This is a genomic window from Aeromonas bestiarum (genome assembly GCF_028751155.1).
In the GTDB taxonomy this organism is placed as follows: Bacteria; Pseudomonadota; Gammaproteobacteria; order Enterobacterales; family Aeromonadaceae; genus Aeromonas; species Aeromonas bestiarum.
Genome location: NZ_CP064746.1, coordinates 431,004 through 456,258, shown reverse-complemented (window position 1 = coordinate 456,258; position 25,255 = coordinate 431,004). Strand labels below are relative to the sequence as shown.

The 25,255-nt window shown below is 64.2% G+C and carries 24 protein-coding genes; 11 read left to right on the top strand and 13 right to left on the bottom strand.

What is annotated here, in order from left to right:
* Window positions 1-66 precede the first annotated feature (66 nt).
* Both IU367_RS02190 and IU367_RS02185 read left to right on the top strand, forming a co-directional pair.
* On the top strand, window positions 67-1,335 hold the full coding sequence (locus IU367_RS02190) for an O-acetylhomoserine aminocarboxypropyltransferase/cysteine synthase family protein (RefSeq protein ID WP_241280238.1): 1,269 nt from the start codon (window positions 67-69) through the stop codon (window positions 1,333-1,335).
* Between the two features lie 106 nt (window positions 1,336-1,441).
* Entirely contained in the window at window positions 1,442-2,068 is a 627-nt protein-coding gene (locus IU367_RS02185; RefSeq protein ID WP_241280237.1) for a glutathione S-transferase family protein, read from the top strand.
* Window positions 2,069-2,281: 213 nt separating this feature from the next.
* On the opposite strand, the gene IU367_RS02180 is transcribed toward IU367_RS02185, so the two are convergent.
* Window positions 2,282-3,457 carry an iron-containing alcohol dehydrogenase gene (locus IU367_RS02180; RefSeq protein ID WP_274453325.1) on the bottom strand — a complete coding sequence of 392 codons (1,176 nt, stop codon included), beginning with the start codon at window positions 3,455-3,457 and terminating at the stop codon, window positions 2,282-2,284.
* 196 nt (window positions 3,458-3,653) lie between these two features.
* Between IU367_RS02180 and IU367_RS02175 the strand changes: the two genes are divergently transcribed.
* The gene (locus IU367_RS02175) at window positions 3,654-4,235 is read left to right on the top strand and encodes a hypothetical protein (RefSeq protein ID WP_274453324.1); all 582 of its coding nucleotides are present in this window, start codon (window positions 3,654-3,656) and stop codon (window positions 4,233-4,235) included.
* Between the two features lie 233 nt (window positions 4,236-4,468).
* Here IU367_RS02175 and IU367_RS02170 read toward each other — a convergent pair whose 3' ends face one another.
* The gene (locus IU367_RS02170; RefSeq protein WP_274453323.1) at window positions 4,469-4,921 is read right to left on the bottom strand and encodes a hypothetical protein; all 453 of its coding nucleotides are present in this window, start codon (window positions 4,919-4,921) and stop codon (window positions 4,469-4,471) included.
* Window positions 4,922-5,386: 465 nt separating this feature from the next.
* On the opposite strand from IU367_RS02170, the gene IU367_RS02165 reads away from it, so the two are divergent.
* Window positions 5,387-6,859, top strand: coding sequence for a C69 family dipeptidase (locus IU367_RS02165; protein WP_274453322.1), 1,473 nt, complete (start codon window positions 5,387-5,389; stop codon window positions 6,857-6,859).
* 62 nt (window positions 6,860-6,921) lie between these two features.
* Here the strand turns inward: IU367_RS02165 and IU367_RS02160 are convergent, their stop codons facing one another.
* The 3 genes from IU367_RS02160 to IU367_RS02150 are packed head-to-tail and all read right to left on the bottom strand — an operon-like array spanning window position 6,922 to window position 8,521.
* Window positions 6,922-7,668, bottom strand: coding sequence for an SDR family oxidoreductase (locus tag IU367_RS02160; RefSeq protein WP_274453321.1), 747 nt, complete (start codon window positions 7,666-7,668; stop codon window positions 6,922-6,924).
* A 56-nt stretch (window positions 7,669-7,724) separates the two neighbouring features.
* On the bottom strand, window positions 7,725-7,970 hold the full coding sequence (locus IU367_RS02155) for a DUF3624 domain-containing protein (RefSeq protein ID WP_274453319.1): 246 nt from the start codon (window positions 7,968-7,970) through the stop codon (window positions 7,725-7,727).
* Window positions 7,967-8,521: a GNAT family N-acetyltransferase gene (locus tag IU367_RS02150; RefSeq protein ID WP_274453318.1), complete on the bottom strand. Its 555-nt coding sequence runs from the start codon at window positions 8,519-8,521 to the stop codon at window positions 7,967-7,969. The genes IU367_RS02155 and IU367_RS02150 overlap by 4 nt, the downstream gene beginning before the upstream one ends.
* A 186-nt stretch (window positions 8,522-8,707) precedes the next feature.
* Between IU367_RS02150 and IU367_RS02145 the strand changes: the two genes are divergently transcribed.
* Together IU367_RS02145 and IU367_RS02140 are read left to right on the top strand one after the other, a co-directional pair.
* Window positions 8,708-10,150: a RimK family protein gene (locus IU367_RS02145; RefSeq protein WP_043556943.1), complete on the top strand. Its 1,443-nt coding sequence runs from the start codon at window positions 8,708-8,710 to the stop codon at window positions 10,148-10,150.
* Window positions 10,151-10,174: 24 nt separating this feature from the next.
* Window positions 10,175-10,711 (top strand): MgtC/SapB family protein, encoded by a 537-nt coding sequence (locus IU367_RS02140; RefSeq protein WP_043556944.1) that lies wholly within the window; start codon window positions 10,175-10,177, stop codon window positions 10,709-10,711.
* Between the two features lie 55 nt (window positions 10,712-10,766).
* On the opposite strand, the gene IU367_RS02135 is transcribed toward IU367_RS02140, so the two are convergent.
* Both IU367_RS02135 and IU367_RS02130 read right to left on the bottom strand, forming a co-directional pair.
* Complete coding sequence (locus tag IU367_RS02135) at window positions 10,767-12,383, bottom strand: alpha-amylase family protein (protein ID WP_274453317.1); 1,617 nt, start codon at window positions 12,381-12,383, stop codon at window positions 10,767-10,769.
* 123 nt (window positions 12,384-12,506) lie between these two features.
* Complete coding sequence (locus tag IU367_RS02130; protein WP_274453316.1) at window positions 12,507-14,474, bottom strand: TonB-dependent copper receptor; 1,968 nt, start codon at window positions 14,472-14,474, stop codon at window positions 12,507-12,509.
* Between IU367_RS02130 and IU367_RS02125 the strand changes: the two genes are divergently transcribed.
* A complete protein-coding gene (locus IU367_RS02125) occupies window positions 14,473-14,727 on the top strand; it encodes a hypothetical protein (RefSeq protein ID WP_274453315.1) in 255 nt (84 codons plus the stop codon). The genes IU367_RS02130 and IU367_RS02125 overlap by 2 nt on opposite strands.
* Here IU367_RS02125 and IU367_RS02120 read toward each other — a convergent pair.
* Window positions 14,720-14,977 (bottom strand): DUF2442 domain-containing protein, encoded by a 258-nt coding sequence (locus IU367_RS02120; protein WP_043556947.1) that lies wholly within the window; start codon window positions 14,975-14,977, stop codon window positions 14,720-14,722. The two genes, IU367_RS02125 and IU367_RS02120, sit on opposite strands and share 8 nt — an antisense overlap.
* A gap of 259 nt (window positions 14,978-15,236) precedes the next feature.
* Between IU367_RS02120 and IU367_RS02115 the strand changes: the two genes are divergently transcribed.
* On the top strand, window positions 15,237-17,201 hold the full coding sequence (locus tag IU367_RS02115) for an LTA synthase family protein (protein WP_274453314.1): 1,965 nt from the start codon (window positions 15,237-15,239) through the stop codon (window positions 17,199-17,201).
* 64 nt (window positions 17,202-17,265) lie between these two features.
* On the opposite strand, the gene IU367_RS02110 is transcribed toward IU367_RS02115, so the two are convergent.
* On the bottom strand, window positions 17,266-17,736 hold the full coding sequence (locus IU367_RS02110; RefSeq protein ID WP_042868783.1) for an Lrp/AsnC family transcriptional regulator: 471 nt from the start codon (window positions 17,734-17,736) through the stop codon (window positions 17,266-17,268).
* Window positions 17,737-17,893: 157 nt separating this feature from the next.
* Here IU367_RS02110 and IU367_RS02105 point away from each other — a divergent pair, with 157 nt between their 5' ends.
* Window positions 17,894-18,412 carry a cyclin-dependent kinase inhibitor 3 family protein gene (locus IU367_RS02105; RefSeq protein WP_274453313.1) on the top strand — a complete coding sequence of 173 codons (519 nt, stop codon included), beginning with the start codon at window positions 17,894-17,896 and terminating at the stop codon, window positions 18,410-18,412.
* Between the two features lie 17 nt (window positions 18,413-18,429).
* On the opposite strand, the gene metA is transcribed toward IU367_RS02105, so the two are convergent.
* Complete coding sequence (metA, locus tag IU367_RS02100) at window positions 18,430-19,374, bottom strand: homoserine O-acetyltransferase MetA (RefSeq protein WP_043134999.1); 945 nt, start codon at window positions 19,372-19,374, stop codon at window positions 18,430-18,432.
* A gap of 143 nt (window positions 19,375-19,517) precedes the next feature.
* On the opposite strand from metA, the gene IU367_RS02095 reads away from it, so the two are divergent.
* The gene (locus IU367_RS02095; protein ID WP_043556950.1) at window positions 19,518-20,756 is read left to right on the top strand and encodes a cyclic di-GMP phosphodiesterase; all 1,239 of its coding nucleotides are present in this window, start codon (window positions 19,518-19,520) and stop codon (window positions 20,754-20,756) included.
* A gap of 58 nt (window positions 20,757-20,814) precedes the next feature.
* Window positions 20,815-21,978 carry a competence/damage-inducible protein A gene (locus tag IU367_RS02090; RefSeq protein WP_274453312.1) on the top strand — a complete coding sequence of 388 codons (1,164 nt, stop codon included), beginning with the start codon at window positions 20,815-20,817 and terminating at the stop codon, window positions 21,976-21,978.
* Window positions 21,979-22,022: 44 nt separating this feature from the next.
* On the opposite strand, the gene IU367_RS02085 is transcribed toward IU367_RS02090, so the two are convergent.
* Genes IU367_RS02085 through IU367_RS02075 form a run of 3 tightly spaced genes read right to left on the bottom strand, consistent with a single transcriptional unit; the run spans window position 22,023 to window position 25,004 of the window.
* Window positions 22,023-23,117, bottom strand: coding sequence for an ABC transporter permease (locus tag IU367_RS02085; RefSeq protein WP_274453311.1), 1,095 nt, complete (start codon window positions 23,115-23,117; stop codon window positions 22,023-22,025).
* Window positions 23,114-24,043: an ABC transporter ATP-binding protein gene (locus tag IU367_RS02080; protein ID WP_011704458.1), complete on the bottom strand. Its 930-nt coding sequence runs from the start codon at window positions 24,041-24,043 to the stop codon at window positions 23,114-23,116. The genes IU367_RS02085 and IU367_RS02080 overlap by 4 nt, the downstream gene beginning before the upstream one ends.
* Window positions 24,036-25,004: an HlyD family secretion protein gene (locus tag IU367_RS02075; RefSeq protein ID WP_274453310.1), complete on the bottom strand. Its 969-nt coding sequence runs from the start codon at window positions 25,002-25,004 to the stop codon at window positions 24,036-24,038. The genes IU367_RS02080 and IU367_RS02075 overlap by 8 nt, the downstream gene beginning before the upstream one ends.
* Window positions 25,005-25,255 lie beyond the last annotated feature (251 nt).

Here is a 25,255-nt window from a genome sequence, read left to right as displayed (position 1 = left end):
GCCTGATAGATTGGACGTCTATCCATCTATAACTGCTATCCAGCAACATCCAACAAGGAGTGTGTGATGAAAGATGCGACCCTGGCCCTGCACCACGGCTTTTCCCACGACCCCACCACCAAGGCCGTCGCCGTGCCCATCTACCAGACGGTGGCCTATGAGTTCGACAGCGCCCAGCACGGGGCGGACCTGTTCAATCTGGCGGTGCCTGGCAACATCTATACCCGCATCATGAACCCCACCAACGACGTGCTGGAACAGCGGATGGCCGCGCTGGAGGGGGGCATTGCCGGTCTGGTGGTCTCGGCGGGTTCCGCCGCCATCACCTACGCCATCCAGGCGCTGACCGCCGCCGGTGACAACATAGTCTCCACGCCCCAGCTCTATGGCGGCACCTACACACTGTTCGCCCACATGCTGCCGAGCTTCGGGGTCGAGGTGCGCTTCGCCAGGGATGACAGCGCCGAGGCCATCGCAGCCCTCATCGACGACAAGACCAAGGCGGTCTACTGCGAGAGCATTGGCAACCCGGCGGGCAACATAGTCGACCTGGCCGCCTTCGCCAAGGTGGCCCACGCCCGTGGCGTGCCCCTCATCGTCGACAACACGGTCGCCACCCCAGTGCTCTGCAAACCCATAGAGCACGGCGCCGACATAGTGGTGCACAGCCTCACCAAGTACGTGGGTGGCCACGGCAACTCGCTGGGAGGCGTCATCGTCGACTCGGGCAAGTTCCCCTGGGCGGATAACGCCGAACGCTTCCCCCAGCTCACCCAGCCCGAGCCCTCCTACCACGGGGTGGTCTACACCGACGCCTTCGGCCCCGCCGCCTTCATCGGCCGGGTGCGCACTGTGCCGCTGCGCAATACAGGTGCGGCGCTGGCCCCCATGAACGCCTTCCTGCTGCTGCAGGGGCTGGAGACCCTGAGCCTGCGCATGGAGCGTCACGTGGACAACGCCCTGCGGGTCGCCCACCACCTCAAGCATCACCCCAAGGTGGCCTGGGTCAGCTATGCCGGACTGCCGGGCCACCCCCACTACCTGCTGGCGGAGAAGTACATGGCCGGTCGCCCCTCGGCCATCCTCTCGTTCGGCCTGAAGGAGGGTTACGAGGCCGGGGTGCGTTTCTACGATGCGCTCAAGATCTTCAAGCGGCTGGTCAACATAGGCGACGCCAAGTCGCTGGCCTGCCACCCCGCCTCCACCACCCATCGCCAGCTGAGCGAAGCCGAGCAGGCCAGGGCCGGGGTCAAGCCGGAAATGATCCGCTTGTCGGTGGGGATAGAAGCGATCGAGGACATATTGGCGGATCTGGATCAGGCGCTGGAAGCCTGAGTCAGCTAACAGAAGAGCGGGCATCTGCCCGCTCTTTTTTATCCGCCGGTGAACCGGCCGCCTCGCCGAGGCGTATACCGACTCCTGCCACCGAATCGAGGTTCCCATGATAGTCCTGCACCACCTGAACAAGTCCCGCTCCCAACGCATCATCTGGCTGCTCGAAGAGCTGGGGCTGCCTTACCAGATCAAGGCCTACCAGCGCGACGCCACCAGCTTTCTGGCGCCGCCAGAGCTCAAGGCCATTCACCCCCTCGGCAAGTCGCCCGTCATCGAGTTGGAAGGCCGCGTGCTGGCAGAGTCCGGCGCCATTACCGAGTACCTGATTGCCCGATACGCGGCCGACAGGCTGGCGCCGGCCCCCGATAGCCCCGACTACCCCGACTACCTGCAGTGGCTCCACTTTGCCGAGAGCTCAGGCATATTGCCGCTGCTGCTGGACATGTTCGTGCGCAAGGATGGCAGCCCGATGCGCTTCCTGCCGGACTACGCCAAGGCGGAGTGTGCCAAGGTGCTGGGCTACCTCAATGAGGTGCTGGCGACCCGCAGTTATCTGGTAGGGGATCGCCTCTCCGGCGCCGACATCATGAACTCCTTCCTGGTGGATCTGCTGGCCCAGGGCGGTCAGCTGGCCCAGTTCCCGCACCTGCAGGCCTACTGGCAGCGACTCAACACCCATCCGGCCCGCCAGAAGGCGGCGGCACTCGAGCGCGAGCTGGATCTGGGCGCCTGATCCTCTACCCTCAGCGCCTCAGCCCGGAATGCAAAACGCCCCGACAATCGGGGCGTTTTCTTTTCAGCTCGTCAACCAGATGATCAGAGCGCGTGGGAAAGGATCCTGGCCGCACTTATTGTCAGGATCGCCCCTTGACCAAGGACCTCAGGCCTAGAGGGCGTGAGAAAGGATCCGCGCCACTCTGATTGCGAGGCGCAAGGTCCCCCTGACTTAAAGCGCGTGGGACAGGATCCTGGCTACCTTGTCGGGATCTATGTCCTGCTGCTCCCCCAGCGCGGTCAGGCCGAAGCGCTTGAGGTTGGAGCAGATTCCTGGGATGCAGCTCTCGCTCAGACCGTAGTCGGCGAGACGGGTGCCCACCCCCATCTGCCGGAAGAATTGCTCGGTGCGGATGATGGCCTCCTCGATGCGCAGCGCCTTGTCCTCCCGGCTCGAATGCCAGACCCGCTCGGCGAACTGGGCCAGCTTCTCCTGCTTCTGGGCCGATTGCTCACGCAACAGGGAGGGCAGCACCACAGCCAGGCTCTGGGCATGATCCAGCCCGTGCAGCGCGGTGAGCTGGTGACCGATGGCGTGGGTGGACCAGTCCTGCGGCACGCCGCGGCCGATGAGACCATTGAGCGCCAGACTGGCGGCCCACATCAGGTTGGCACGCACCTGGTAGTTGGTGGGCTCCGCCAGCGCCTTGGGGCCGTTATCCACCAGCACCTGCAGCAAGCCTTCCGCCAGCCGGTCCTGTACCTCGCCCCCCACCGGGAAGGTGAGGTACTGCTCTATGATGTGGACGAAGGCATCCACCACCCCGTTGCCGATCTGACGGGTGGGCAGGCTGTAGGTGGTGGCGGGATCCAGCACCGCAAACACGGGCTGCACCAGCGGATTCATGAAGGAGAGCTTGGCCTCCCCCCGGCTCACCACGGCGGCGGGATTGCTCTCCGAGCCGGTGGCGGGCAGGGTCAGCACGCAGCCCAGGGGCAGCGCCGCCTTGACGGGTGCCTTGTGCAGCAATATCTCCCAGGGATCCGCCCCCTCGAAGCAGGCCGCGGCGGCCACGAACTTGGTGCCATCCACCACGGATCCGCCGCCGACCGCCAGCAGGAAGTCGATGCGCTCGCGCTTGACCAGATCCACCGCCTCCATCAGCTGATCGTACTGGGGGTTGGCGCCGATACCGGGGAACTCCTGCCAATCCCTCCCCGCCAATGCCTGGGTCAGTTGCTCATAGACGCCGTTCTGCTTGATGCTGCCGCCGCCGTAGAGCACCAGCAGGCGGCTGCCCGCCGGGATCAGATCGGGCAGGCTGGCTATCTGGCCTTCACCGAAACAGACGCGGGTAGGATTGGCATATTGGAAGTTGTACACGGCAGAGCCCTCGCTTGAATGCATGCAGGGAATTGTGCGCCTGTGGCGCCATGAGGTCAAAAAACGGGAGCTGGCTATCAAAACACGCATTTCGTTCGAGTCCGGCGGGGTGGCCAGGCGCGGCTCTGCTATGGTCTGTCAGGAAGTCGGTGTCATGCCCCATCAGGACCCACATGCCCACCTCCTCTCATCCTCATTTTCCCGTCATAAGGTCTGAAACATGAAACTGAAGCATGCATGGATTGCCGGTCTGCTCTCCCTCTCGACCTGTCTGGTGCAAGCCGCCGAGGTGGTCACCGAAGTCGCAACCGCCCCGGGCAAGGCCAATCTGGTGGAAGCCGTGACCGCCCAGGCGACGGTGACCGCCATCGACATGGCGAGCCGCAAGGTCAGCCTGACGAATGCCGCCGGTGAGGCGTTCGACATAGTCGCAGGTGAGCAGGTCACCAACCTGCAAAACCTCAAGGTCGGCGACGTGGTGGCGCTGAAATACCTGCAGATGCTGGATCTGGAACTGCTCAAGGGCACGGCAGGCGTCAGACAGCGCGTCGTCGAGGTGGATGCGGACAAGGCCGCCGCGGGCCAGAAGCCGGGGGCCGGGGTTGGCGTCAAGGTCACACTGTACGGGGATGTCATCGCCGTCGACAAGGCGCAGCAGACGGTCACGGTCAAGGGGGTGGATCACACCCTGGAGCTCAAGGTGCACAACCCGGCGCAGTTTGCCCTGATCGCCAAGGGGGATCAGATCAAGGCCGTCCAGACCCAGGCGGTGGGCATCGGCATAGTGCCCGAGAAAAAATAGTACCCGAGAAAAAATAAGCAGCGAATCCCCTGCCGGCGCAGCTTGGGCCGCACTGGCAGGCTCAGCCCGATCAAAAAGGGAGCGGCATCCGCCCTCCCTTTTTTGCTGCCTCTTTTGTGGCGCCAGCCTGCCCATACGTTGTCAGGTCATCAACCCGGCCATGACGCCCAGACAGGGGCAACGGCTTGCCCCCGACGACCAGGGATTGCCGTTCGAGTCATGCCGGCCATCACTCAGGCGCTCTTGGTCTCTTCCTTTGACTCGATCTTCTTGCCGGTGAGGCGATCCATGGCATCCTGCAGCATGGCGTCCCGCTGCTCGTTCAAGGCCTTGCTCTGCTGCTCGCGCTCCTCGGCAGAGAGCTGCTTGTTGTCGGCTATCTCCTTGAGCTTGTCTTCTATCTCGTTGAATTTTTTGCGATCAAACCCCAGCGCCTTGTCCACCAGTTGTTGCATCATGCCCCCCTTGTCTGAACTGATGTCCAGCGCCGGCGGCAGCTTGCTGTTCTTGGCCAGGTGCTCATAGGTGAGCGTCTGCTGGGCCTTGCTGGTCAGCCGCTGGGAGGAGAGGTTGACCAGATCTTCCCAGCCGCCCCCCTGACCCCCTTCGGCACCGCTGAGGGTGGCGAGGGCGCGGGAATTGGACGCACTCTGGGCAAGCTGCTGGCTGTAGGGTTTGATATCCATGGGGGCTCCAGTCTGCATACCGATCCGGCATGACGAGGTCGCTGATTCGATGGCATGAGGCGCCAGGCCCCATCATTGGCAATAAAACCAGCAAGTTGCAGGCCAACTTGCCAAATTGGTGCAGATCCCGGCCCGCACGGGCTCGCAGGCTTACTGATGGCCATCCCGACGTCAGAATCATGACGCTGCGCTGTCCAATCGGCAGGTTATGGTGCATATCGCTGCCATTTTCATGCTTTACCAGACAAAGCAAAGGAACGACTCATAGATCACAAAACAAACAACCAGCGAGGCATACAATTTCGGCGCACAAAACGACCAGCAAGCAGTGTTATGGATGAAATGTTTGCGTCATCGACCATGAGCAGCACGATCCCCCGGCAGCGTATCGGCGGCTGATCGCACTGCGGCAGACCTGCATCCCACCGCCTGGCTTTCACTCACAGTTACGCTTCGGGCAATGCCATGAAAAAACACACCTTGAGTCTTCTCTCCGCCACCCTGCTCACCCTGCTTGGCACCAGTGCCGACGCCTGTACCGGCCTCATCGTCGGCAAGGGCGCCAGTGCCGACGGCAGCGTGATGATCGCCAGAAACGAGGATTTTGGCGTCAACAACTGGAACAAGTATTTGGCCTTCCGACCCGCCCAGCAAAACGAGGGCAAGGTCTGGAAGCTGGGCAACGGGCTGGAAGTGCCCATGCCCAAGGCCTTCCTCGCCTACTCAGCCATTCGCGACTGGGACGCCGCCACCAGCGACCCGGCAGGCAAATATTATGAAGAGCGCGGCATCAACGAGCTCAACGTCGCCCTCTCGGCCACCACCAGCGCCGAGGTCAACGACAAGGCCCTGAAAGCCGATCCCCTGATCGAGAAAGGGATCATAGAAGCCATCATCCCCACCCTGATCCTGCCGCAGGCCAGGACCGCCAAGGAGGGGGTCGAGCTGCTCGGCCGCTATGTGGAGCAATATGGCGCCGGCGAGGGCAACAGCCTCTATCTGGCGGATGTGAACGAGGCCTGGCTGATGGAGATAGGCTCGGGCCACCACTGGATCGCGGTACGGGTGCCTGACGACAGCTACGCCATGGTGGCCAACGGCCTGCGCATCCACGGCGTCAATCTCGACAGCGCCGATGTGCTGCACTCCCCCAGGCTGCTGGAGTTTGTACAACAGCACAAGCTGCTCGACCAGGCCGACCCCAAGGATTTCAACTTCGCCAAGGCATTCGGGGTGATTGCCGACCCCTACAACGTGGATCGGGAGTGGCTCGGCCAACACATGCTGACCGCCTCCCACCCGCAGGCGACCCGGCAGGCGCAATACCCGCTGTTCATGAAGCCGGACGCCCCCATAGCCGTGCCGGACGTGGCCCGGCTGCTGAGCGCCACCTATGAGGGCACGCCGCTGGCGGGCAAGGCGGAGCGGCCGATCCGCATCGATCGCCAGCTGGAATCCCACGTCATCCAGCTGCGCAAGGAGATGCCCAAGGAGCTGCAAGGGCTCATCTGGCAGAGCTACGGCGTGCTGGCCGAATCCGTGATGGTGCCGCTCTACAACACCCTGGAAAACTATCCCCTGCCCTATCGCAGCGGCAGCGACAGCTACTCCGACGATTCCGCCTACTGGCAGTTCCGCAGCCTGACCGCGCTGGCCAACACCAACCCGGACAAGTACCTGCCGCTGCTGAGGGGAGTCTGGAGCAAGGAGAGCGCCAAGCTCTACAAGGAGGTCGCCGTCCTCGACAAGACCCTCAAGCAGAGCTATGCCAGCGACAAGGCGACGGCGCTCGGGCTGGCCGCCGACTACTCCTACGGCCAGCTGGAGCAGACCTACCAGATGGCCAAGGACCTGCGCTACAAGCTGATGACGGATCTCACCAAGAGCAGCGAGAAGAAGTATTCAGAGGAGGAGTTCAAGAAGATCATGAGCCTCTGACCGGCTCTGCAAAGCAAAGAGGCACCCTGAGGTGCCTCTTCTCATTTCGTCAAACGGGAAGCTCAGCGACGGCTGATATGGAGCGGGCCGAAGGTCTGGGCCACCGGCATGATCTCGATACTGTTGATGTTAACGTGGGCGGGCTGCTGGCTGACCCAGAGCACCGTATTGGCGATGTCTTCCGGCTGAATGGCCTGCACCCCCTGATAGACGGTGGCCGCCTTGGCGTCGTCGCCGTGGAAGCGCACGTTGGAGAACTCGGTACCACCGCACAGGCCTGGCTCCACGTTGGTAACGCGGATGGCGGTGCCCGCCAGATCGGCGCGCAGGTTGAGGCTGAACTGTTTCACGAACGCCTTGGTGGCGCCGTAGACGTTGCCACCCGGATAGGGATAGGTGCCGGCGATGGAGCCGATATTGACCACGTGGCCGCGATTGCGCGCCACCATGCCCGGCAGCAGCAAGCGGGTGAGCAGGGTCAGACCGCTGATGTTGGTGGCTATCATCTGCTCCCAGTCTTCCAGATCCGCCTTGTGGGCCGGCTCCAGCCCCAGCGCCAGCCCGGCGTTGTTGACCAGCAGGTCCACCTCGCTCCAAGCAGCCGGCAGGCCAGCGATGGCGGCGCGGGTAGCCGCCTTGTCCTGCACATCGAACACCAGCGGCAGGAACTGCTCGCCCAGCTCATCGGCCAGGGCGGCCAGCCGCTCGGCACGGCGACCCGTGCCTATCACTTTGTAGCCCGCCTGCACCAGCTGACGGCTGATGGACTCACCAAAGCCGGACGAGGCGCCCGTTACCATTGCTATCATCTGAACCTCCATATCTACACCGATATTGTTATTTATGTATTTGAATCCAATCTGATTCATTCATCGCTCAATTCACGCCCGGTCACCTTGCGCCAGAAAAATACCAGCAGATGGAGCAGAAACAGGCCCGAGCCCCCCAACGCAAACAGCAGGCCGGTGAGGGCATTGACCGAGGTATCGGCGCCAAACCACCACCACGCCAGCCAACCGAGCATGCCGATGACGAAGGTCTGGCCGGCACAGATCGGGCAGCGCCCCAGCTTGGCCTTGATGGCGGTGGCCAGACAGTCATCACAGCTCATGCCGGTCCTCCGGATCCATGGCCGCTCAAGGCGCGGGCTTGGCGGCACAGGGCGGCTTGTACACTGCGGCGCTGGCGCCTGAGGGTGCGAACCTCGTCGCTCACCAGCGGCAACACCAGCCGGTGGGCATGCTGGTCGCGGCCATAATAGTCCGGCAACCTTTGCTGAGCCTTGAATCCCAGCGCCTGATAGAGGGCCAGCGCCTCTTCATTGGCATCACCCACCTCGAGGCGCACAGCCCCCCAGCCAGCCTCGCGCCCCTCCCGGATCACCTGCTCCAGCAGGCGACGGGCCCAGCCCTGGCGACGGATGGTCCAGCGGATGGCGAGAGTCTGGATCACCAGTCGATCCCAGCCCCTGTGCTCCAGCAGACTGAGATAACCCATCAGCTGATCCTTCTCATCCAGCACCAGCAGGGTGCGTCCCTTGGCGTGGGTAAGCAGATAGTGCCAGCGGCTGCGGCCAAAGGCGACTTCGGGGGGGAAACAGTAGCGTTCCAGCTTAACGATGGCGCCCAAATCATCGGTTCGGGCCGCTCGTACGGTCAACACGGGGAGTCCTTGTTCGGTTATTTATCTTCAGCACCAGAAATGCGACTTGTATCACAAGTTACCAAAGCAGAATATTAGGCACTGTAACCTCTTGTTTCCCCTCGCGCCATTGTCGTGCTTGTCGGTGCATCGAAGCCCACTGGGGATCCTGCCATTCAAGGCAGTCTGATCTGTGGAGCCGAAAATATGAGTACCTACGTCATAGTCGAAGAGCCGGGCGACTGGCCTTGCCATGCCGATTATCTGCTGACCGCCCGCACCTATCTGCAACACGGCGTGCCGACCACAGGCGGCCGACCCCGCATCATCAACCTCTGCCGCAACCTGGAGCACCTGAGCGCGGGCTACTACTGCTCCCTGCTGGCCCAGGCACGTGGCCACCACTGCCTGCCGGGATTGCAGGCCATCAGCGTGCTGCAACCCCAGCAGCCGCCGGCCAAGCTGTGGCGCAAGGTACAGGGCTGGCTGGCCCAGCAGAGCGAGGATCGCATTCGGGTGCGCGCCATCTTCGGCCAGAGTGAACAGAGCGAGCTGGCTGGGCTGGCCCGCTACTACTACGGCCTGAGCCAGCTGCCGCTGCAGGAGCTGACCCTCAAACGCGGCCGCCACGGTTGGTCGGTGCGCCAGCAGCAGAGCCTGTCGCCCCTGGAGTTGAGCCCAAGCGAGAAGGCGCTGATGCTGCACCACGCCCAGGCGCTGGTCGGTGCCGGCGACGAGGAGCAGGCGGCCCCGCTCTACCAGCTCGCCATCCTGGTGGATCCCGATGACGGCCGCGCCAGCAGCGATGCCCTGGCGCTGGATCGCTTCATCCGGGCCGCCGCCGCCCAGGGGATCCAGGCCGAGAGGCTGGCGCCGTCCGCCATCGAGCGATTGCCGGAGTTCGATACTCTCTGGCTGCGTTCCGAAACGGCCGTCGGCCACTACACCTTCGAATTTGCCCGCCGCGCCGAGCAGCTCAAGATGCCGGTCATCGACAGCTCCCGCGCCATCCTCGCCTGCAGCAACAAGCTCTACCTCTACGAGCTGATGGTGCGCAGCGGCGTACCCATGCCGCCCACCATGGTGGTGACCCGTCGTGGCCGCCATCAGGTGGACGAGCTGGTGCAGCGGCTCGGCCTGCCGCTGATGGTGAAGATACCCGACGGCGCCCAGGGGCGGGATCTCGCCATGGCCAGCGACGCTCAGCAGCTCGCCCGCCTGCTGGACGAGGGGCTGGGCCGCTCCGCCCTGCTGCTGGTGCAGAGCCGGATCCCCGCCGAATTCGACTGGCGCATCGGCTTTCTCGACGGCTCGCCACTGTTCGCCTGTCGCCGCTACCGGCCCGAGCCGGGCAACCGCATCCGCCGCCGCAAGCATCCCCTCGACATGAGCCGGATCGAGGCACTGCCGCTCACCGAAGTGCCGGAGCGGGTGCTGCAAACCGCCCGCCGCGCCGTGCACCAGCTCGGCAATGGCCTGTTCGGGGTGGATCTGCGCCAGCAGGATCGGGACTGCGTGCTGCTGGAAATCATCGACAATCCCTGGATACGTGGCGATATTGAGGACAGGGAGGCAAAGGACCTCTACGAGCGCCTGGCCAGGGCCTTCCGGCAACGGCTGGAAAACCGGGGGCAGAGCGCGGCAGGATAACAAGCATCGACAGCAGAGGTGGATATGATGACAACGGATTGGTGGGACATAGCGCCCCTTGGCTGGGAGAACATCCTGGCCTGCCTGGTGTGTGGCACGCTCGTGGGGCTGGAGCGGCAACTGCGCGGCAAGCCGGTCGGCATCCGCACCTCCTCGCTCATCATACTCGGCACCTACTGCTTTCTCGCCATAGGTGCCGCCGTCAGCCCGGAGAGTGCCGATCGGGCGCGAGTGCTGGGCCAGCTCATCACCGGCATCGGCTTTCTCGGCGCCGGCGTCATGATGACCCGGGATGGTCAGGTATTGGGGGTGACTTCGGCCGCCACCGTCTGGATGCTGGCGGCCCTCGGCGCCCTCATCGGCATGCAGATGCTGCACCAGGCCGTGCTGCTCACCGGCGTCACCCTGGCCATACTGGTGGGGGTGGATTATCTCGAAACCAGCTTCAAGAGCCTGCGCCGCGGCGTGCACAACCGGCTGGAGAGCTGGCGCCACGGCAATGGCCACGCCCCCGCCCCCAACGCCCATCAGGAAGAGCTGGGCAGCGGCATCGAGAAGTAACCCGCCACAATGAACAAGGGCTCCAGGTTGGAGCCCTTGTTGTTACTCACCAGCCTTATTGCAACAGCAGGAAGCGACCGCTCAGCGGCGGCAAGTCCACCGTCACGCTGCTGCCGCCTATGGCCAGACTCTCGCCGCTCTGCAGATCCAGCAGGGCGTTGCCGCTGCGCAGCTTGCCGACCGGCAGGGCATAGCTCTGGGGCGTGCTGGAGACGTTGAGCAGGTAGACTATCTGCTCCGCCGCCGTCTGCTTGATGTCGCCATAGACGCTGCCATCGGCCACCAGCTTGACCCGCTCACCCTGATAGAGGGCGGGATGCTTGGCACGCACGGCCAGCAGCTGGCTCAGCCACTGTTTGAGCTCGGCCTGCTCGCCGCTTGGCACGAAACCGGTGGCAACCGGCACCTTGCCATCGCTGCGGGCAACGTGATCGTCACAGAGCCCCTGCGCCGCACAGTCGCCGCTCACCTGCGCCGCAAAGCCCGGCACCTCGTCGCCAAACTCCTCGCCGTAGTAGAGGGTGATGGGGCCGGAGCGGGCCGCCAGGAAGCTGAAGGCCGCCTTGTGGCGCTGCCAGTAGTCCGCCGGATTGAAGTTGCCGCGATCCAGCAGATCGCCGAAGCGCACCAGATCGTGGTTGCCCAGCATCAGGTTCGGCATGGCGTGATCCGGGTAGTTCTCCACCTTGTTCCAGCTGGCGTCGAGCACGCTGGCGCCCTGGCCACCCTTGCCGGACTCCTCCACCGCCAGCGCCTGCACCAGGCCGTAACGCAGCGGGAAGTCGAACGCCGAGGAGAGCGCCGGATTGTCGCTCGGGCCATAAGCCTCTGCCCGGATCTCGTCGGCCCCCTTCCACACCTCCCCCACCAGGTAGCCGAGCGTGCCCCACTGCTGGCCTGCCGCCTTGCGTGCCGCACTGGCCTGCTCGACCTCGGAGCGAATGGCGCGCCACTCGTCCAGCCCCAGCTGGTAGGCCTGATCGAGACGCCAGCCGTCGATGCCGTACTGCTCGACCCAATAACGCGCCACCTCCTTGAAGTAGGCCAGGCTTTGGGGCTGGCTGTAATCCACCAGCTGGCCCGGATAACCGGCACCGCCGCTCTTGAGGGCGGGCAGGCGCCCCTCGGGCGAAGGCTTGCTCACCCCCACCTTGTTGACATGACCGAATACGCCGTCGAGGAAGACGTAGAGGCCGCGCTGGTGCGCCGCCTCCACCAGTTTTTTGAGCTGGGCATTGCTGCCGAAGTTGGGATCCACGGTGAAGAAGTCGCAGGCGAAGTAGCCGGTGGCATCCAGTTTGTCATCCCCGCCCTGACCGGCGCAGGAGTCGAATACCGGGGTCAGCCAGATGGCGTTGACGTTGAGACTCTTGATGTGATCCAGGCTGTCGATGATCCCCTGCAGATCGCCGTTGTGCCGGGAGGGGCCGTAGCCGACGCCGTAGTTGGCGGCGCTGTCGCCATCGACGAAGGACTCCACCATCACCTGATAGGTGCGCAGGTTGCAGGCGGGCTGATCATTGCCGTAGCAGGCGCGGCTGGCGGTGGCAGGCGGCGGATTGACCACGGGGGGCTGGGGTTCGCTGCTGGATCCCCCGCCTCCGCTGCCGCAAGCCGTCAGTAACAGGGCGGCCCCGATCAGGCCGCCATAGCGCAACGTTCCTTGTTTCATTGTTATGTTCCCGCTGTGGTGGTATCGGCGCACAAGGCGCCACTCCGGGGCCATGATAGCGGCCCCGCCAGCACGGGTCTGTGACTGAAAACGTTACCCGGTTCAGTCGGTTGGTGCGCCTGCCTAGAGCACGCCGGCGGAGGCGAAACGGTAGTTGAGGGAGAGCCAGACGGCGCGGCCCGGCTCCGGAATGCGACCCACCTGTTCATAGCCCAGCCCCGCCTGACTGGCGTGCACCGACTTGGAGAGGTGCTCGTAGTAGAAGGTGTCGAACAGGTTGTCCACCCCAGCCGACAGCTGCCACCCCTCTGCAAACTGCCAGGCACCGCTCAGGTTCAGGGTGAAGAAGCCGGGGGTCTCCCCCTGATCCTGACCGGCGACTGTGCCGGACCCCACGTCCACCCGATCCTGGGCGGCCACGGCGCGGCCCAGCAGGGTCATGTTCCACGCCTCGGCCGGCTGCCAGCCCAGCGCCAGCTTGCCATCGAGCGGCGGCATCTGGGCCAGCGGCTGGTTGTCGCTCTGGTTTTCGCCATAGACCAGTGCCAGGCCGCCATCGAGGCGCCACTGCTCGGCAAACTGCCAGCGCCCTTCCAGCTCGCCGCCCCGGGTCCGGGCATCTATGTTGCGCACCTTGTTCGACTTGTTGTTATAGAGCAGGTAGTCCTGGATGTCGGCGCTGAACAGGGAGAGGGTCAAGTCCAGCTCACGGCTGCGCAGGGCCAGCCCCGCATCCCACTGACGGCTGCGCTCCGGGTTGAGGGTGAAGGGGACGCTGTCCTTGCTGCGCTCCCAGTAATCCGGTGCCCGCTTGGCCTGACCCCAGGCCAGGTAGCTCGACCAGGCCGGCGACCACTGGTATTCGTAGCGGCCAAAGCCGCTGTCCAGGGTCAGGGTATCGCTATAGAGGGTTTGATCCCCAGCGCCATAACGGGTGGTCTCGACTCTGTCTTGCCGGTAACCCCCCTTGTAGCCGTGTGCCCCCTGCTGACGGCCCAGCTCGACGAAGCCCCCCTGCTGCTCGAAACGCAGGGTGCGCTGACGCGGCTGGCTGGCGTAATCCACCCCGCTGCGGGCCCTGTGCTGATCCCGGTTGGCATCGAGCCCGGCGGTCAGCAGCCAGTCGGCCGGCAGGACCAGGTCGTTGGCCCAACGCCCGCCTGTGTTGCGCCGATCCGGGTTGGAGAGCATCTTCATGCCGCTGCTTTGTCGCAGGCTGAAGTTGTCCATGATGTGGTCTATGTCGTTGTCCCACAGGGTCAGCTCGCTGCGCTGCCAGTGGCTGCTGATCTGCTCCTGCCTGAGCTTGAGGCCGAAGGACTCCCGATCGAACATGGGGCCGTCCATGGTGCGATCCGCATAGGCGGCGCGGGCGTTGCTGCGCTCGGCGGTGAGTTCGAGCCAGGTGTGCTCCCCCGGCGTCCAGCCCAGCTGGGCTGTGCCGTTCTCCCGGCGATAGAAGGAACGCACCCTGTCGCCGTGGCCATCTCTATAGTCATCGCTGTCGGAGTGGGTGAACTGGCCGCGCAGATACCCCTCGGGGGCACCGACTGTGGCGTCCAGCATCTGGTCGTCGCGCCCGAAGCTGCCATAGAGCGCCGAGGCCTCGGCCTTGACGCCGGGGGCGGTAAACTCGGGTCTGTCCCTCTCGAACAGCACTGTGCCCGCCAGGGCCGCGCCCTGCTCGAGGGATTGCGGCCCCTTCAGCACCCGGATCCGGTCGAAGGATTGGGGAAACACATAGGCGGTGGGTGGATCCATGCGGCCGCCGCAGCCGCCGGCCAGCATGCCGCCATCCATCTGCACGTTGAGGCGGGACATCCCCATACCCCGCAGCACGGGGTCGCCCCCCAGTCCGCCCTTGCGCACCATGCTCATGCCGGTAACGTTCTTCAGATAACCGGCGCCGTCGGCGGCGGGCATGGGAGAGCCCGGTTTATTGGGATCCAGAGTCACTTCCAGGGTACTGGCGGGGCGGCTGGCGACCACCACCATGGGCTCCAGCTGCTGGACTTTTTCCTGACCGGCGGCGCCGTGGCAAGCGAGACCGCCCACCAGCAGGGCGAGCGGGGTGCGCATATGACAAGCCATGTTTATTCCTTATCTCTTTGTTTATTTTGTTTTTCTCATCTCACCCAACAAACCTTTCAGCTGGGGAAAGGTTTGTCATCCGGCCACAAAAAAGGCCTGCGGCGGGAGGCTGCAAGCCTTGACGGGCAAAGCTGGGAGAGGGGTTGGCAAAATGTTGCGCAGGTTTTACCCAAGTTGGGTAGAGAAGGCAAATGAACAAACATTCCAGTTACAGGAATCTGGGGATGGCTCACAAAAACAGGGGGTTAACTGAAGGCCTCCCGCTCGTTGATGGGTCTGATCAGGTGATAGACCTCGTGGGCCGACAGGGTGCAGCCGGCAGGCCACTCCAGCTGGTGGTGACGATTGATGAAGACCCGGGCGCAACGCCGCTCCGAATCCAGCGCCGCAAACAGGGGCTGCGCGCGCCAGGGGGTCAGGTCCAGCGCCCCCGTGGTGCCGTCGGAGAGCACCACGAACAGGCGCCATCCCTGCAAATATTCCACATCGATAAAGACCGGCATCCCTTCGGCTCCGATTGAGAAAATTCGGCGTCATTATAGGGAAGCGGCCTGCACGGCTTTGCAGGGGGGATCACAGTTTTCCCAGCCGTTTATGCTGTCTTGGATCCCTGCGCGCCCTCACATAAAAATCATAAATCGTGCCAAAACATCCTTTTAAACGGCACCTACACGCAACCTTTCCCCGGACCCGCTGTCATAACCCTGCAATATAAAAACAATGTGCCCGAGGACGGGTGCAAACAGGCTTGTAGGAACAACAATGACCACTATCAGACAATGGCTGGGACCGTTTTGGCCCATCGCCGTTTTTTCATTGATCGCGCTCGTCTCTCTCTCCGTCAGCCGACTCGGCCTCGGCTTCTGGCAACTGGAACGGGTCGACGCCGTCGCCGGCTGGCAGGAGATGCTGCTGCAAGGGCTGAGGGTCGATTTCGCCACTCTCTGCTGGCTGTGGGGCGTGCCCGCCATGCTGACCCTGCTGCTGGCGGGGCCCCACCCGATCGGTCGGGCCTGGCTGCAGATCATCCGGGTCTGGCTGACCCTGGGGCTCTGGCTGATGCTCTTCCTGGAGATCTCCACCCCCTCCTTCGTGACCGAATACGGGGTCAGGCCCAACCGCCTCTATGTGGAGTACCTCATCTATCCGAAGGAGGTGCTCTCCATGCTGTGGGCCGGCCGCAAGGGAGAGCTGCTGGCCGCCGTGCTGTTCAGCCTGCTGACCCTGGGCGGTGGCTGGTGGCTGAGCGGGCGCCTGCTGCGCGATCTCACCTTCCCGCGTTGGTACTGGCGGCCCGCCTTCGCCCTGCTCATTCTGGCCATAGGTTTTCTCGGCGCCCGTTCCAGCCTGGGCCATCGCGCTCTGAACCCGGCCATGGTGGCGTTTGCCAGCGATCCCCTGATCAATGCGCTGACCGTCAACTCCTCCTACTCCCTCTTCTTCGCCATCAAGCAGATGGGGGCCGAAGAGGATGCCAGCCAGTTCTACGGCAAGCTGCCCCAGGCGCGCATCCTGGAGCTCATTCGCCAGGAGAGTGGCCGCGAGTCCCACGAATTCAGCTCGGAAACCTTGCCCAGCCAGACCTTCAACGAAGCCAGCTATATCGGCAAGCCGAAGAACCTGGTGATCCTGCTGCAGGAGAGCCTCGGCGCCCAGTTCGTCGGCTCCCTCGGCGGCCTGCCGCTCACCCCCAATCTGGATGCACTCGCGCAGCAGGGCTGGGCCTTCGAGCAGCTCTACGCCACCGGCACCCGCTCGGTGCGCGGCATAGAAGCCGTGCTGACCGGCTTCACCCCAACCCCGGCCCAGGCCGTGGTCAAGCTTGGCAAGAGCCAGACCAACTTCTTCACCATCGCGGATCTGCTCAAACAGCGGGGTTATGACACCAGCTTCATCTATGGCGGCGAGAGTCACTTCGACAACATGCGCAGCTTCTTCCTCGGCAACGGCTTCACCACCATAGTCGAGCAGAAGGACTTCAAGAACCCGGTGTTCAAGGGGTCCTGGGGTGCCTCGGACGAGGATCTGATGGCCAAGGCGGACGAGACCTTCAAGGCGCTGCACAAGGAGGGCAAGCCCTTCTTCAGCTTGGTGTTCAGCTCCAGCAACCACGATCCGTTCGAATTCCCGGACAATCGCATCGCCCTCTATGAGCAGCCCAAGCAGACCCGCAACAACGCGGCCAAGTACGCCGACTACGCCATCGGTGAATTCTTCAAGAAGGCGAAGCAGTCTGCGTACTGGAAGGACACCCTGTTCCTGGTCATCGCCGATCACGACAGCCGGGTCGGCGGCGCCAGCCTGGTGCCCATCCCCCGCTTCCACATTCCCGGCGTCATCGTCGGTGACGGCATAGCCCCGAAGCAGGATCCGCGCATCGTCAGCCAGATCGACATGGCGCCGACCCTGCTCTCCCTGATGGGGATAAGCGCCGACTACCCCATGCTGGGCAAGGATCTGACCCGGATGCCCGCCGACTGGCCGGGGCGCGCCATCATGCAGTACGACAAGAACTTCGCCCTGATGCGGGGCAAGGACGTGGTGATACTGCAACCCGAGCGCCCGGCGGAAGGCTTCATCTACGAGGATGCCACCGAAACCCTCACCCCGGCGGCGCAGCCGGATGCCATGAAGGATGCCACGCTCGGGCTGGCGCTGTGGGGCAGCCTGGCTTATCAGAAAGGGCTCTACCAGACGGCGCCGGATACCCAGACTGCACTGAACTGAGCCCGCCGCCGCAATAACATAAAACCCGCCGATTGGCGGGTTTTATGTTGGGCACAACAGGGGATCAGGTGTTGAGGAAACAGGGCAGCGAGCGGCTGAACCTGTGTTCGAACACCAGCGAGGTCTCGAGGTGCACCACCTCCTCCCGGGAGGTGAAGTGATCGAACACGAAGTTGCGCAGGTGCTCGGTATCGGCGACGCAGAGGTGCACCAGGAAATCATCCTTGCCACCCATGTGAAACAGGCTGATCACCTCGGGCAGCGCCAGTATGGCGTCGCGGAAGGCATCGATGATCTGGCGGCTGTGACGCGCCAGTTGCAGCGAGACCATGGCCTGGATATGGCCACCGAGCGCCTGGTGATCCACTTCGCAATGGGCGCCCTTGAGCACCCCGTCCTGTTGCAGCTTGCGCACCCGCTCCAGGCAGGTGGACGGCGCCACGCCGACCAGGGCAGCCAGATCCTTGTTGGTCATGCCCGCATCGCGAAACAGATGGGCCAGGATATCCAAATCCAGTTGATCCAGGTTTCTCATCTTAACTCCTTGAACCGATCAATTTTTTAGACTCTGCCCGTAAACCGGGCCGAACACAACGCAGATTGACATCGGGGCCGCGCCCCCTATGCTTTGGCGCACTCAGAAACCGGCCATGCCGGCTCGCCTCGCCCTTGATGGCCTCATAAGGACCTTTATGCACCCGTCTCACCCCTTCTGGAGCCAGGAAGTGCCCCGCGTCGATGGCCAGCTGCTGCTGACCCCCTGCCCCGGCACCCAGCAGGTGGCTCTGCCACTGGCACTGGATCAGCTCAGGCTGGCGGGAGCCCACGGCGTGCTGACCCTGATGACGGAGGCCGAACTGGCCCGGCTCGCACTGAGCCGGCTTGGCCCCCAGGTCGAGGCGAGCGGCATGCGCTGGTTCCACCTGCCCATCGAAGACGATCAGGCCCCCGATGCCGCCTTCGAACAGGCCTGGCAACAGGCTCTGCCGCAACTGACCGGCCTGCTGCGCGAGGGCAAACACCTGGTCATCCACTGCAAGGGGGGCAGCGGCCGCACCGGTCTGGTCGCGGCCGCACTGCTTGTCTCCCTCGGCCAGCCACAGCAGGAGGCCATGGCCGCCATCCGGGCCCACAGGCCCAAAGCCTTCACCCTGGCGGTGCATCGCCAGTGGCTCGACGCCCTGACCGCACGACGGGAGCAGGCCGACTGAGCCTGCCACTCTGATCCTTACTTGGGCTGCTGGTAGGTAAACACCTTGCCTATGTCCTCCACCCGATAGCTGGTGAGCTGATAGACGTAGTAGTTGAGCCAGTTTGAGAACAGCAGGTGGCCGTGACTGCGCCAGCTGGCGCGCGGGGTCTGGCCGGGATCGTTGGCCGGGTAATAGTTGACCGGGATGACGGGCTCGAGCCCGGCCGCCAGATCCCGCCGATACTCCCCATCCAGGGTCAGCACATCGTATTCAGGGTGACCGGTGACGAACACCTGGCGGCAATCCTTGGTCGCCGCCAGATAGACCCCGGCTTCCTCCGACTCGGCAAAGATCTGCAGGTCGGTGTGGGCGCGGATAAGATCCCCGTCAAACGCCGCATAGCGGGAGTGGGGCGCCACGAATTCATCGTCGAAGCCGCGCAGCAGCGGCTCGTGCTCATCGAGCCTGTGGTGGCGATAGATGCCGGAGAGCTTCTCGCCGTGGGTCTGTTTTTCCATGCCATACAAGGCTTTCAGCGCCGCCTGCACCGCCCAGCAGAGAAACAGGGTCGAGGTCACGTGCTGATGGGACCACTCTATGATCTCGACGATGCGCGGCCAGTAGACCACCTCCTCGAACTCCACCAGCCCGAGCGGCGCCCCCGTGATGATCATGCCGTCGTAGTTGTTGGCCCGCACCTGTTCGAAGTCGTGATAGAAGTTCTCCAGGTGTGCCTGGGGCGTGTTCTTCGACTCCCGATCGTCGATGCGCAGCAGATCCACGTCCACCTGCAACGGCGAGTTGGAGAGCATCCGCATCAGCTGGATCTCGGTTTCAATCTTCTTGGGCATCAGGTTGAGGATCAACACTCGCAACGGGCGTATGTTCTGGGTGACGGCCCTGGATTCCGTCATCACGAAGATGTTCTCCTGCCCCAGCACTTCGGCGGCGGGTAACTGATCCGGGATCTTGATCGGCATGCTTACTCCCTGTACTGCATCGGTAAATATGTCTGGACATCCAGAAGCCTATAATAAAGCGTCTACCCTGTCATCAGATACCTTTTGTATTCACCTCCGCCTTTGACTAGCATACGGCTCATGTGTCTCTCGCAGCCAAGACAATGACAGGTATCAAGATTTCCGTAGACCGACTGCAAGTCGGCAATTTCGTCTCTCTGCCACTGGGTTGGCGCGAACACCCCTTCCTGTTTTCCAGCTTCAAGCTCAAGACTGAAGAGGAGATAGAGCTGATCCGCCGGCTCGGCCTAAAGCTCGTTACCATCATCCCCGACAAGAGCGATGCGCCGCCAAAGCCGCTGAGCCAGATCCAGCCGCAACCGACCGAGGCGCCGGACACCTCCCAGCGCCAGGCCGAGATGCAGCTGGAAAAAGAGCGCCGCATCGAGCAATTGCAGCAGTATCGCCGCGACTTGCAGCAGTGCGAGAAGCAGTTCCAGCAGTCACTGGCGCAGGTGCGCAGCGTGATGAGCAAGATCCAGTCCCGCCCCCTCAACGCCATCGGCGAGGCGCAGGAGCTGATCAACGCCATGACCGAGCAGCTGCTGTCGGTGGACGAGATGGTGCTGCACCTGGTCTCCGACAGCGAGGATGGCAACAACCTCTACTTCCACTCCCTCAACGTCAGCGTGCTCAGCATGCTGCTGGCCAAGGAGTGCAACATGTCGGCCGACGAGATCCGCCAGGTCGGCATGGGCGCCCTGTTCCACGACATCGGCAAGCTGAAGATCCCGAGCCAGATACTGCGCAAGACGGAGCCGCTGACCAAGCCGGAGCAGAACCTGATGGCCCAGCACCCGCGCTACGGCCTGGATCTGCTCAATCTGGCCAAGGATTTTCCGGCCGGGGCCAAGGGAATCGTGCTGCATCACCACGAATACCTGGATGGCAGCGGGCCCGAGGGGCTCAAGAAGGGGCAGCTCGACCCCCTCACCCAGATGGTGTCGCTGATCAACGAATACGACAACCTCTGCCACCTGCAGGCCAAGGTGCCCTACTCGGCCCTGAGCGGCCTCTACAAGCAGCGCAAGGCCCAGTTCAACCCTGAATACCTCAGCATGCTGATCCGGCTGATGGGCATATACCCGCCCGGCAGCGTGGTGCAGCTCTCCAACGGTCAGGTGGGGCTGGTGATGTCGGTGAATGCCTCCCGCCTGCTCTATCCCTCTGTGCTGGTGTACGATCCCCGCATCCCGCGCCAGGAGGCGGCCATCATAGATCTGCAACAGGCCGAGCTCTCCATCGCCAAGGTGATCCACCCCAAACGACTGCCCCCGGCGGTGTTCGAGTACCTCAATCCACGTACCCGGATCAGCTACTACTTCGAACACGCCAAGCCCTGATTGTCCCGGCCATGGTTCATGGCCGTCCCAGTTCAGGTCCCCAGCCCAAGGAGCCCCCATGCGTATCGAGATCATCAGCACCGGAGACGAGATAGTGACGGGTCTGGTGGTGGATACCAATGCCGCCTGGCTCAGCGCCCTGCTGCTGGAGCAGGGCTGGCAGGTGCGCCGCCGCGTCACAGTGGGGGACAACCTCGCCGATCTGAAAACCGTGCTGCAGGAGAGCGCCAGCCGCGCCGAGGTGGTGCTGGTGTGCGGCGGCCTGGGCCCCACCGCCGATGATCTCACCGCCCAGGCGGCGGGCGAGGCGTTCGGCCAGCCCCTGGCTCTGTTCCCGGACTGGCTCGCCACCATAGCGGCCCGCTACGCCAGCCGGGGCCGCGTCATGCCCGCCAGCAACGCCAAGCAGGCCTGGCTGCCGCAAGATTGCGAGATCCTGGACAACCCGGTCGGCACCGCCTGCGGCTTCCTAGTCCGGCATCAGGCCAGTCACGGCCTGAGCCAGCTCTTCTTCACCCCGGGCGTGCCGTTCGAATTCAAGCAGATGGTGCACGAGCAGATCTTGCCGCGCCTCAAGCAGCTGGCGGGCGCGCAGACCGATACCGAACTGCGCCGCTTCTACAGCTTCGGCATCTCGGAGTCGGCCCTCTCCGACATGCTGGATGCGGCCCCCTGGCCCGCCGGCATAGAGCTGGGCTACCGCTCCTCCATGCCGCTGATCGAGCTGAAACTCATAGGCCACGGCGCCAGCGCCGCCGACATGGATGCCGCCGAGGCGCGACTGCTCGCGGCGATCCAGCCCTGGCTGGTGGGACGAGGGGATGAGGAGCCTGCGCGGCAGATCCTGGCCCTGCTGGGGGAGAGGCCGCTGACCCTGCTGGAGGGGGAGAGCCGGGGTGCCCTGCTGGCCATGTGTCACCCTCATCCGGCCCTGACGGCCAGCTTCAGCCACGCCCTGGCCAGCGATCTGGCGCAACTGGCGGCGCCCCCGGCCCCCCTCAGCCTGACCATAGGCTGCTCGGGCCCGGACGGCGTGCCGTTGCTGCTCTGCGTCGACGGGCAACTGCACGGCCAGACCCTCAAGGTCAGTCACCCGGATCCCGACAGCGCCCGCCGGATCCTCGCCTTCGCCGCCCTCGACATGCTGCGCCGCCAGCTGCAAGGCTTGCCTGTGCTCGGCGACTACCTCACCCTGGCCAGAACGGTGCAGCGCGGCAGCTAGGCATCAAACGCCGGTACCCGCAAAATCGGGCACAGGCAAACGCCTCAATCCAGGCTCTTCTTGAACCTGTGGGCGGCCAGGATCAGCACCAGCAGGGTGAAACCGGCCAGCCAGAGCACGTCCGGCAGCAACTCAGACAACTCACCGCCCCGCAGCACTATGCCCCGGATCAGCCGCATGAAGTGGGTGGCCGGCAATACCTCGGCAATCCACTGGGCCGGCACAGGCATCCCCTCGTAGGGGAACATGAAACCCGACAACAGGATGGAGGGCAGCAGGATGAACACCGTCATCTGCATCGCCTGCAGCTGGGTCTGTGCCAGGGTGGAGATGAGCAGCCCCAGGGTCAGGCTGGCGGCGATGAACAGCAGGGTCGCCAGCAGCACCTGACTCAGGGCGCCGTTGACGGGCACATCGAAGATGAGGTGGCCGAGGCCGAGTATGATGGCCACCTGGACCAGCCCCACCCCGATATAGGGCAAAATCTTGCCCAGCATCAACTCCATCGAGCTGACCGGGGTGGTGATGAGCAGCTCCAGATTGCCGCGCTCGCGCTCGCGCACTATGGCCGCCGAGGTGAACATGATCATGGTCATGGTGAGGATCACCCCGAGCAAACCGGGCACTATGTTGACCGCCGAGCGGCGGGCCGGGTTGAAGTAGAGCACAGTCTCGAAGGTGGGCGGCGCGGATTCAAGCCCAGGTTTCAGATCCGACAGCGGCATATTGCGCAGCCCCAGCAGGGCCCCGGCTATCATGGTGTCCGAGCCGTCCACCAGCCACTGACCCGCCGTCTCGCCGGCGCTGAGCCGGCGGCTCAAGTCGGGGGGCAGTACCAGCACGGCGCGCACCTCGCCCCGGGTCAACGCCGCCTCGGCCTGCTGCACCCCGACGTATTGCTGCTTGATGTGCACCACCTGGCTCGCCTTCACCGCCTCAACCAGCAGCCGGCCCGGCACGCTCTGGCTCATCTCCACAAGCCCCACAGGTATGTGGCGCACATCCGTGTTGATGGCGTAGCCAAACAGCAGCAGCTGGATCAGGGGGATCATGACCACCATGCCAAAGGTCAGCCTGTCCCGCGCCAGCTGCCTGAGTTCTTTCTGGGTGATAGCCCAGAGCCGTCGCAGACTGTTCATGCCCTTGGCTCCTGCCCGGTGCAGCTGACGAACACATCCTCCAGACTGGGTCTGACCAGCGCCAGACTGGCCCCGGCCAGCGCCGGGCAGGCCTGCTGCAGCCAGGCCACCGGCTCCGCCAGCTCCTTGTCCACCAGCACCCGCAAGCGCTGACCGAGCTGGGCCGCGGAGCGCACCGGCGCCAGCTGCACCAGCTGCTGCTTGAGCAGCCGCAGATCAGCGGCCAGCACCTCCACCACCCGGGTGCTCATGGCATCCATCAGCGCCTGTGGCGCCCCCTGGGCGCGTACCCGGCCCGCCTCCATGATAGCGAGCTGATGGCAGCGCTCCGCCTCGTCCATGTAGTGGGTGGTCACCAGTATGGTGGTGCCCCCTTCGCTCAGATCGAACAGCTTCTCCCAGAAATCGCGCCGGTTCTGCGGATCCACCGCCGAGGTGGGTTCGTCCAGCAGCAGCAACGCCGGCCGGTGGATCACCGCCGCCGCCAGCGCCAGCCGCTGCTTCTGGCCGCCGCTCATGGCGCCGGCCCGCTGCCGGGCCAGCGGCGCCAGCTCATAGGTGGCCAGCAGCTCGTGCAGACGGGCAGCCAGCACGGTGCCCCCCATGCCGTGGATCCGGCCCATGAATTCCAGGTTCTCCCAGGCCGTCAGCTCGTCATAGAGGGAAAACTTCTGGGTCATGTAGCCGATCCGCCGGCGCAGGGTCTCAGCCTCGCGCGGGATATGCAGTCCCAGCACCTCCACCTCTCCTGCCGAGGGGGTGAGCAGGCCGGTCAGCATGCGCAGTGTGGTGGATTTGCCGCAGCCGTTGGGGCCGAGAAAGCCGTGGATCTGCCCCTTGGGCACGCAGAGATCCAGCCCGTCCACCGCCAGAAAATCGCCGAAGCGGCGGCTCACCCCCAGCGCCCGGATCGCCAGCTCACTCATGGCCCTCTCCCCCCGCGGCGGGTTCGGCTTGCAGCGGCAGGCCGCTCGGCAGATCCTGCGCCCCCGCTGGCAGATCGATCTCGGCCAGATAGACCAGCCGGGCCCTGTCCTGCTCGTTGAGGGCGTAGTAAGGAGTAAAGGCGGGCTCTTTCGAGATCCAGCGCAGCCGGCCGGTGAGGGGCTCCGCCACCCCGTCCACCTGCACCCGCACCGGCTGGCCGAGGCGGTAGCTGGCGAGGGAGGGCTCGGGCACATAGACCCGGGCGTAAGGCGCCTCGTCTGCCTGGATGGCAGCCAGCACGGCGCCGACCGCGACGCGCTCGCCGAGGTGATAGGGCAGGCTGTCGAGCCGGCCGCTGCGAGTGGCGACGATGGAGAGATCCGCCAGCTCCCGCTCGGCCAGCGCCACTTCGGCCCTGGCGGCCTGCAGGGCCGCATCCGCTTCGTCTATGTCTTCGCTGCGCACGCCTCGGGTCAGCTTGTCGAGCTGCTGGCGGGCCCCGTCCTGTTCGGCCAGGGCGCCGTCACGCAGGGCGCGGGCCTTGTCGAGATCGGCCGGGCTCACCAGCTTCTGGCGCACCAGTCGATCGATGCGCTCGAAGTTGCGTTCGCTCTCCCTGACATTGGCCTGCGCCTTGTCGAGGCTGGCCCGGGCGGCGGCTATGTCTTCCGGCCGTTCGCCATTGGTCATGCGGGCGAGGGCCGCGCGCGCTTGCGCCTCTTGGGCCCGGGCACGGGCCAGCACCGCCTGCTGGCGGCGATCGTCGAGCCGGGCCAGCAGGGCCCCCTCAGCCACCTGACTCCCCTGGGCCACCGGCAGGGCGCGAATGATCTCGCTGGCGGTGGCGGTCAGCAGCACCCGATCCCGCTCCAGGGTGCCGAGTGCAATGGTGGACACCTGCGGCTGGCAGGCGGTGAGCAGGCCCGTCAGGGCCAGGGGCAGCAGACAATGACGCAACATCGATACTCCTCTCGCGGCGGGCCAGACTTACCGATGCAAACCACCACCGGGTTCAGGGCCGGCACGTCTCTCGCAGACCTGCGGGCTTCTCGTGCCGTCAGCATACCCGCTGTCATCCCTGATTTCCTCGTCCCAGCTCACCCATTTGTGCTTAGTTCGTTGACCAAAAAGGAGAAATACCCGAATACTGCAGACCGGAACCATCTTGATGACTCGCGTTTTTAACAAAAAGCCGATTAAATGGAAGTAAG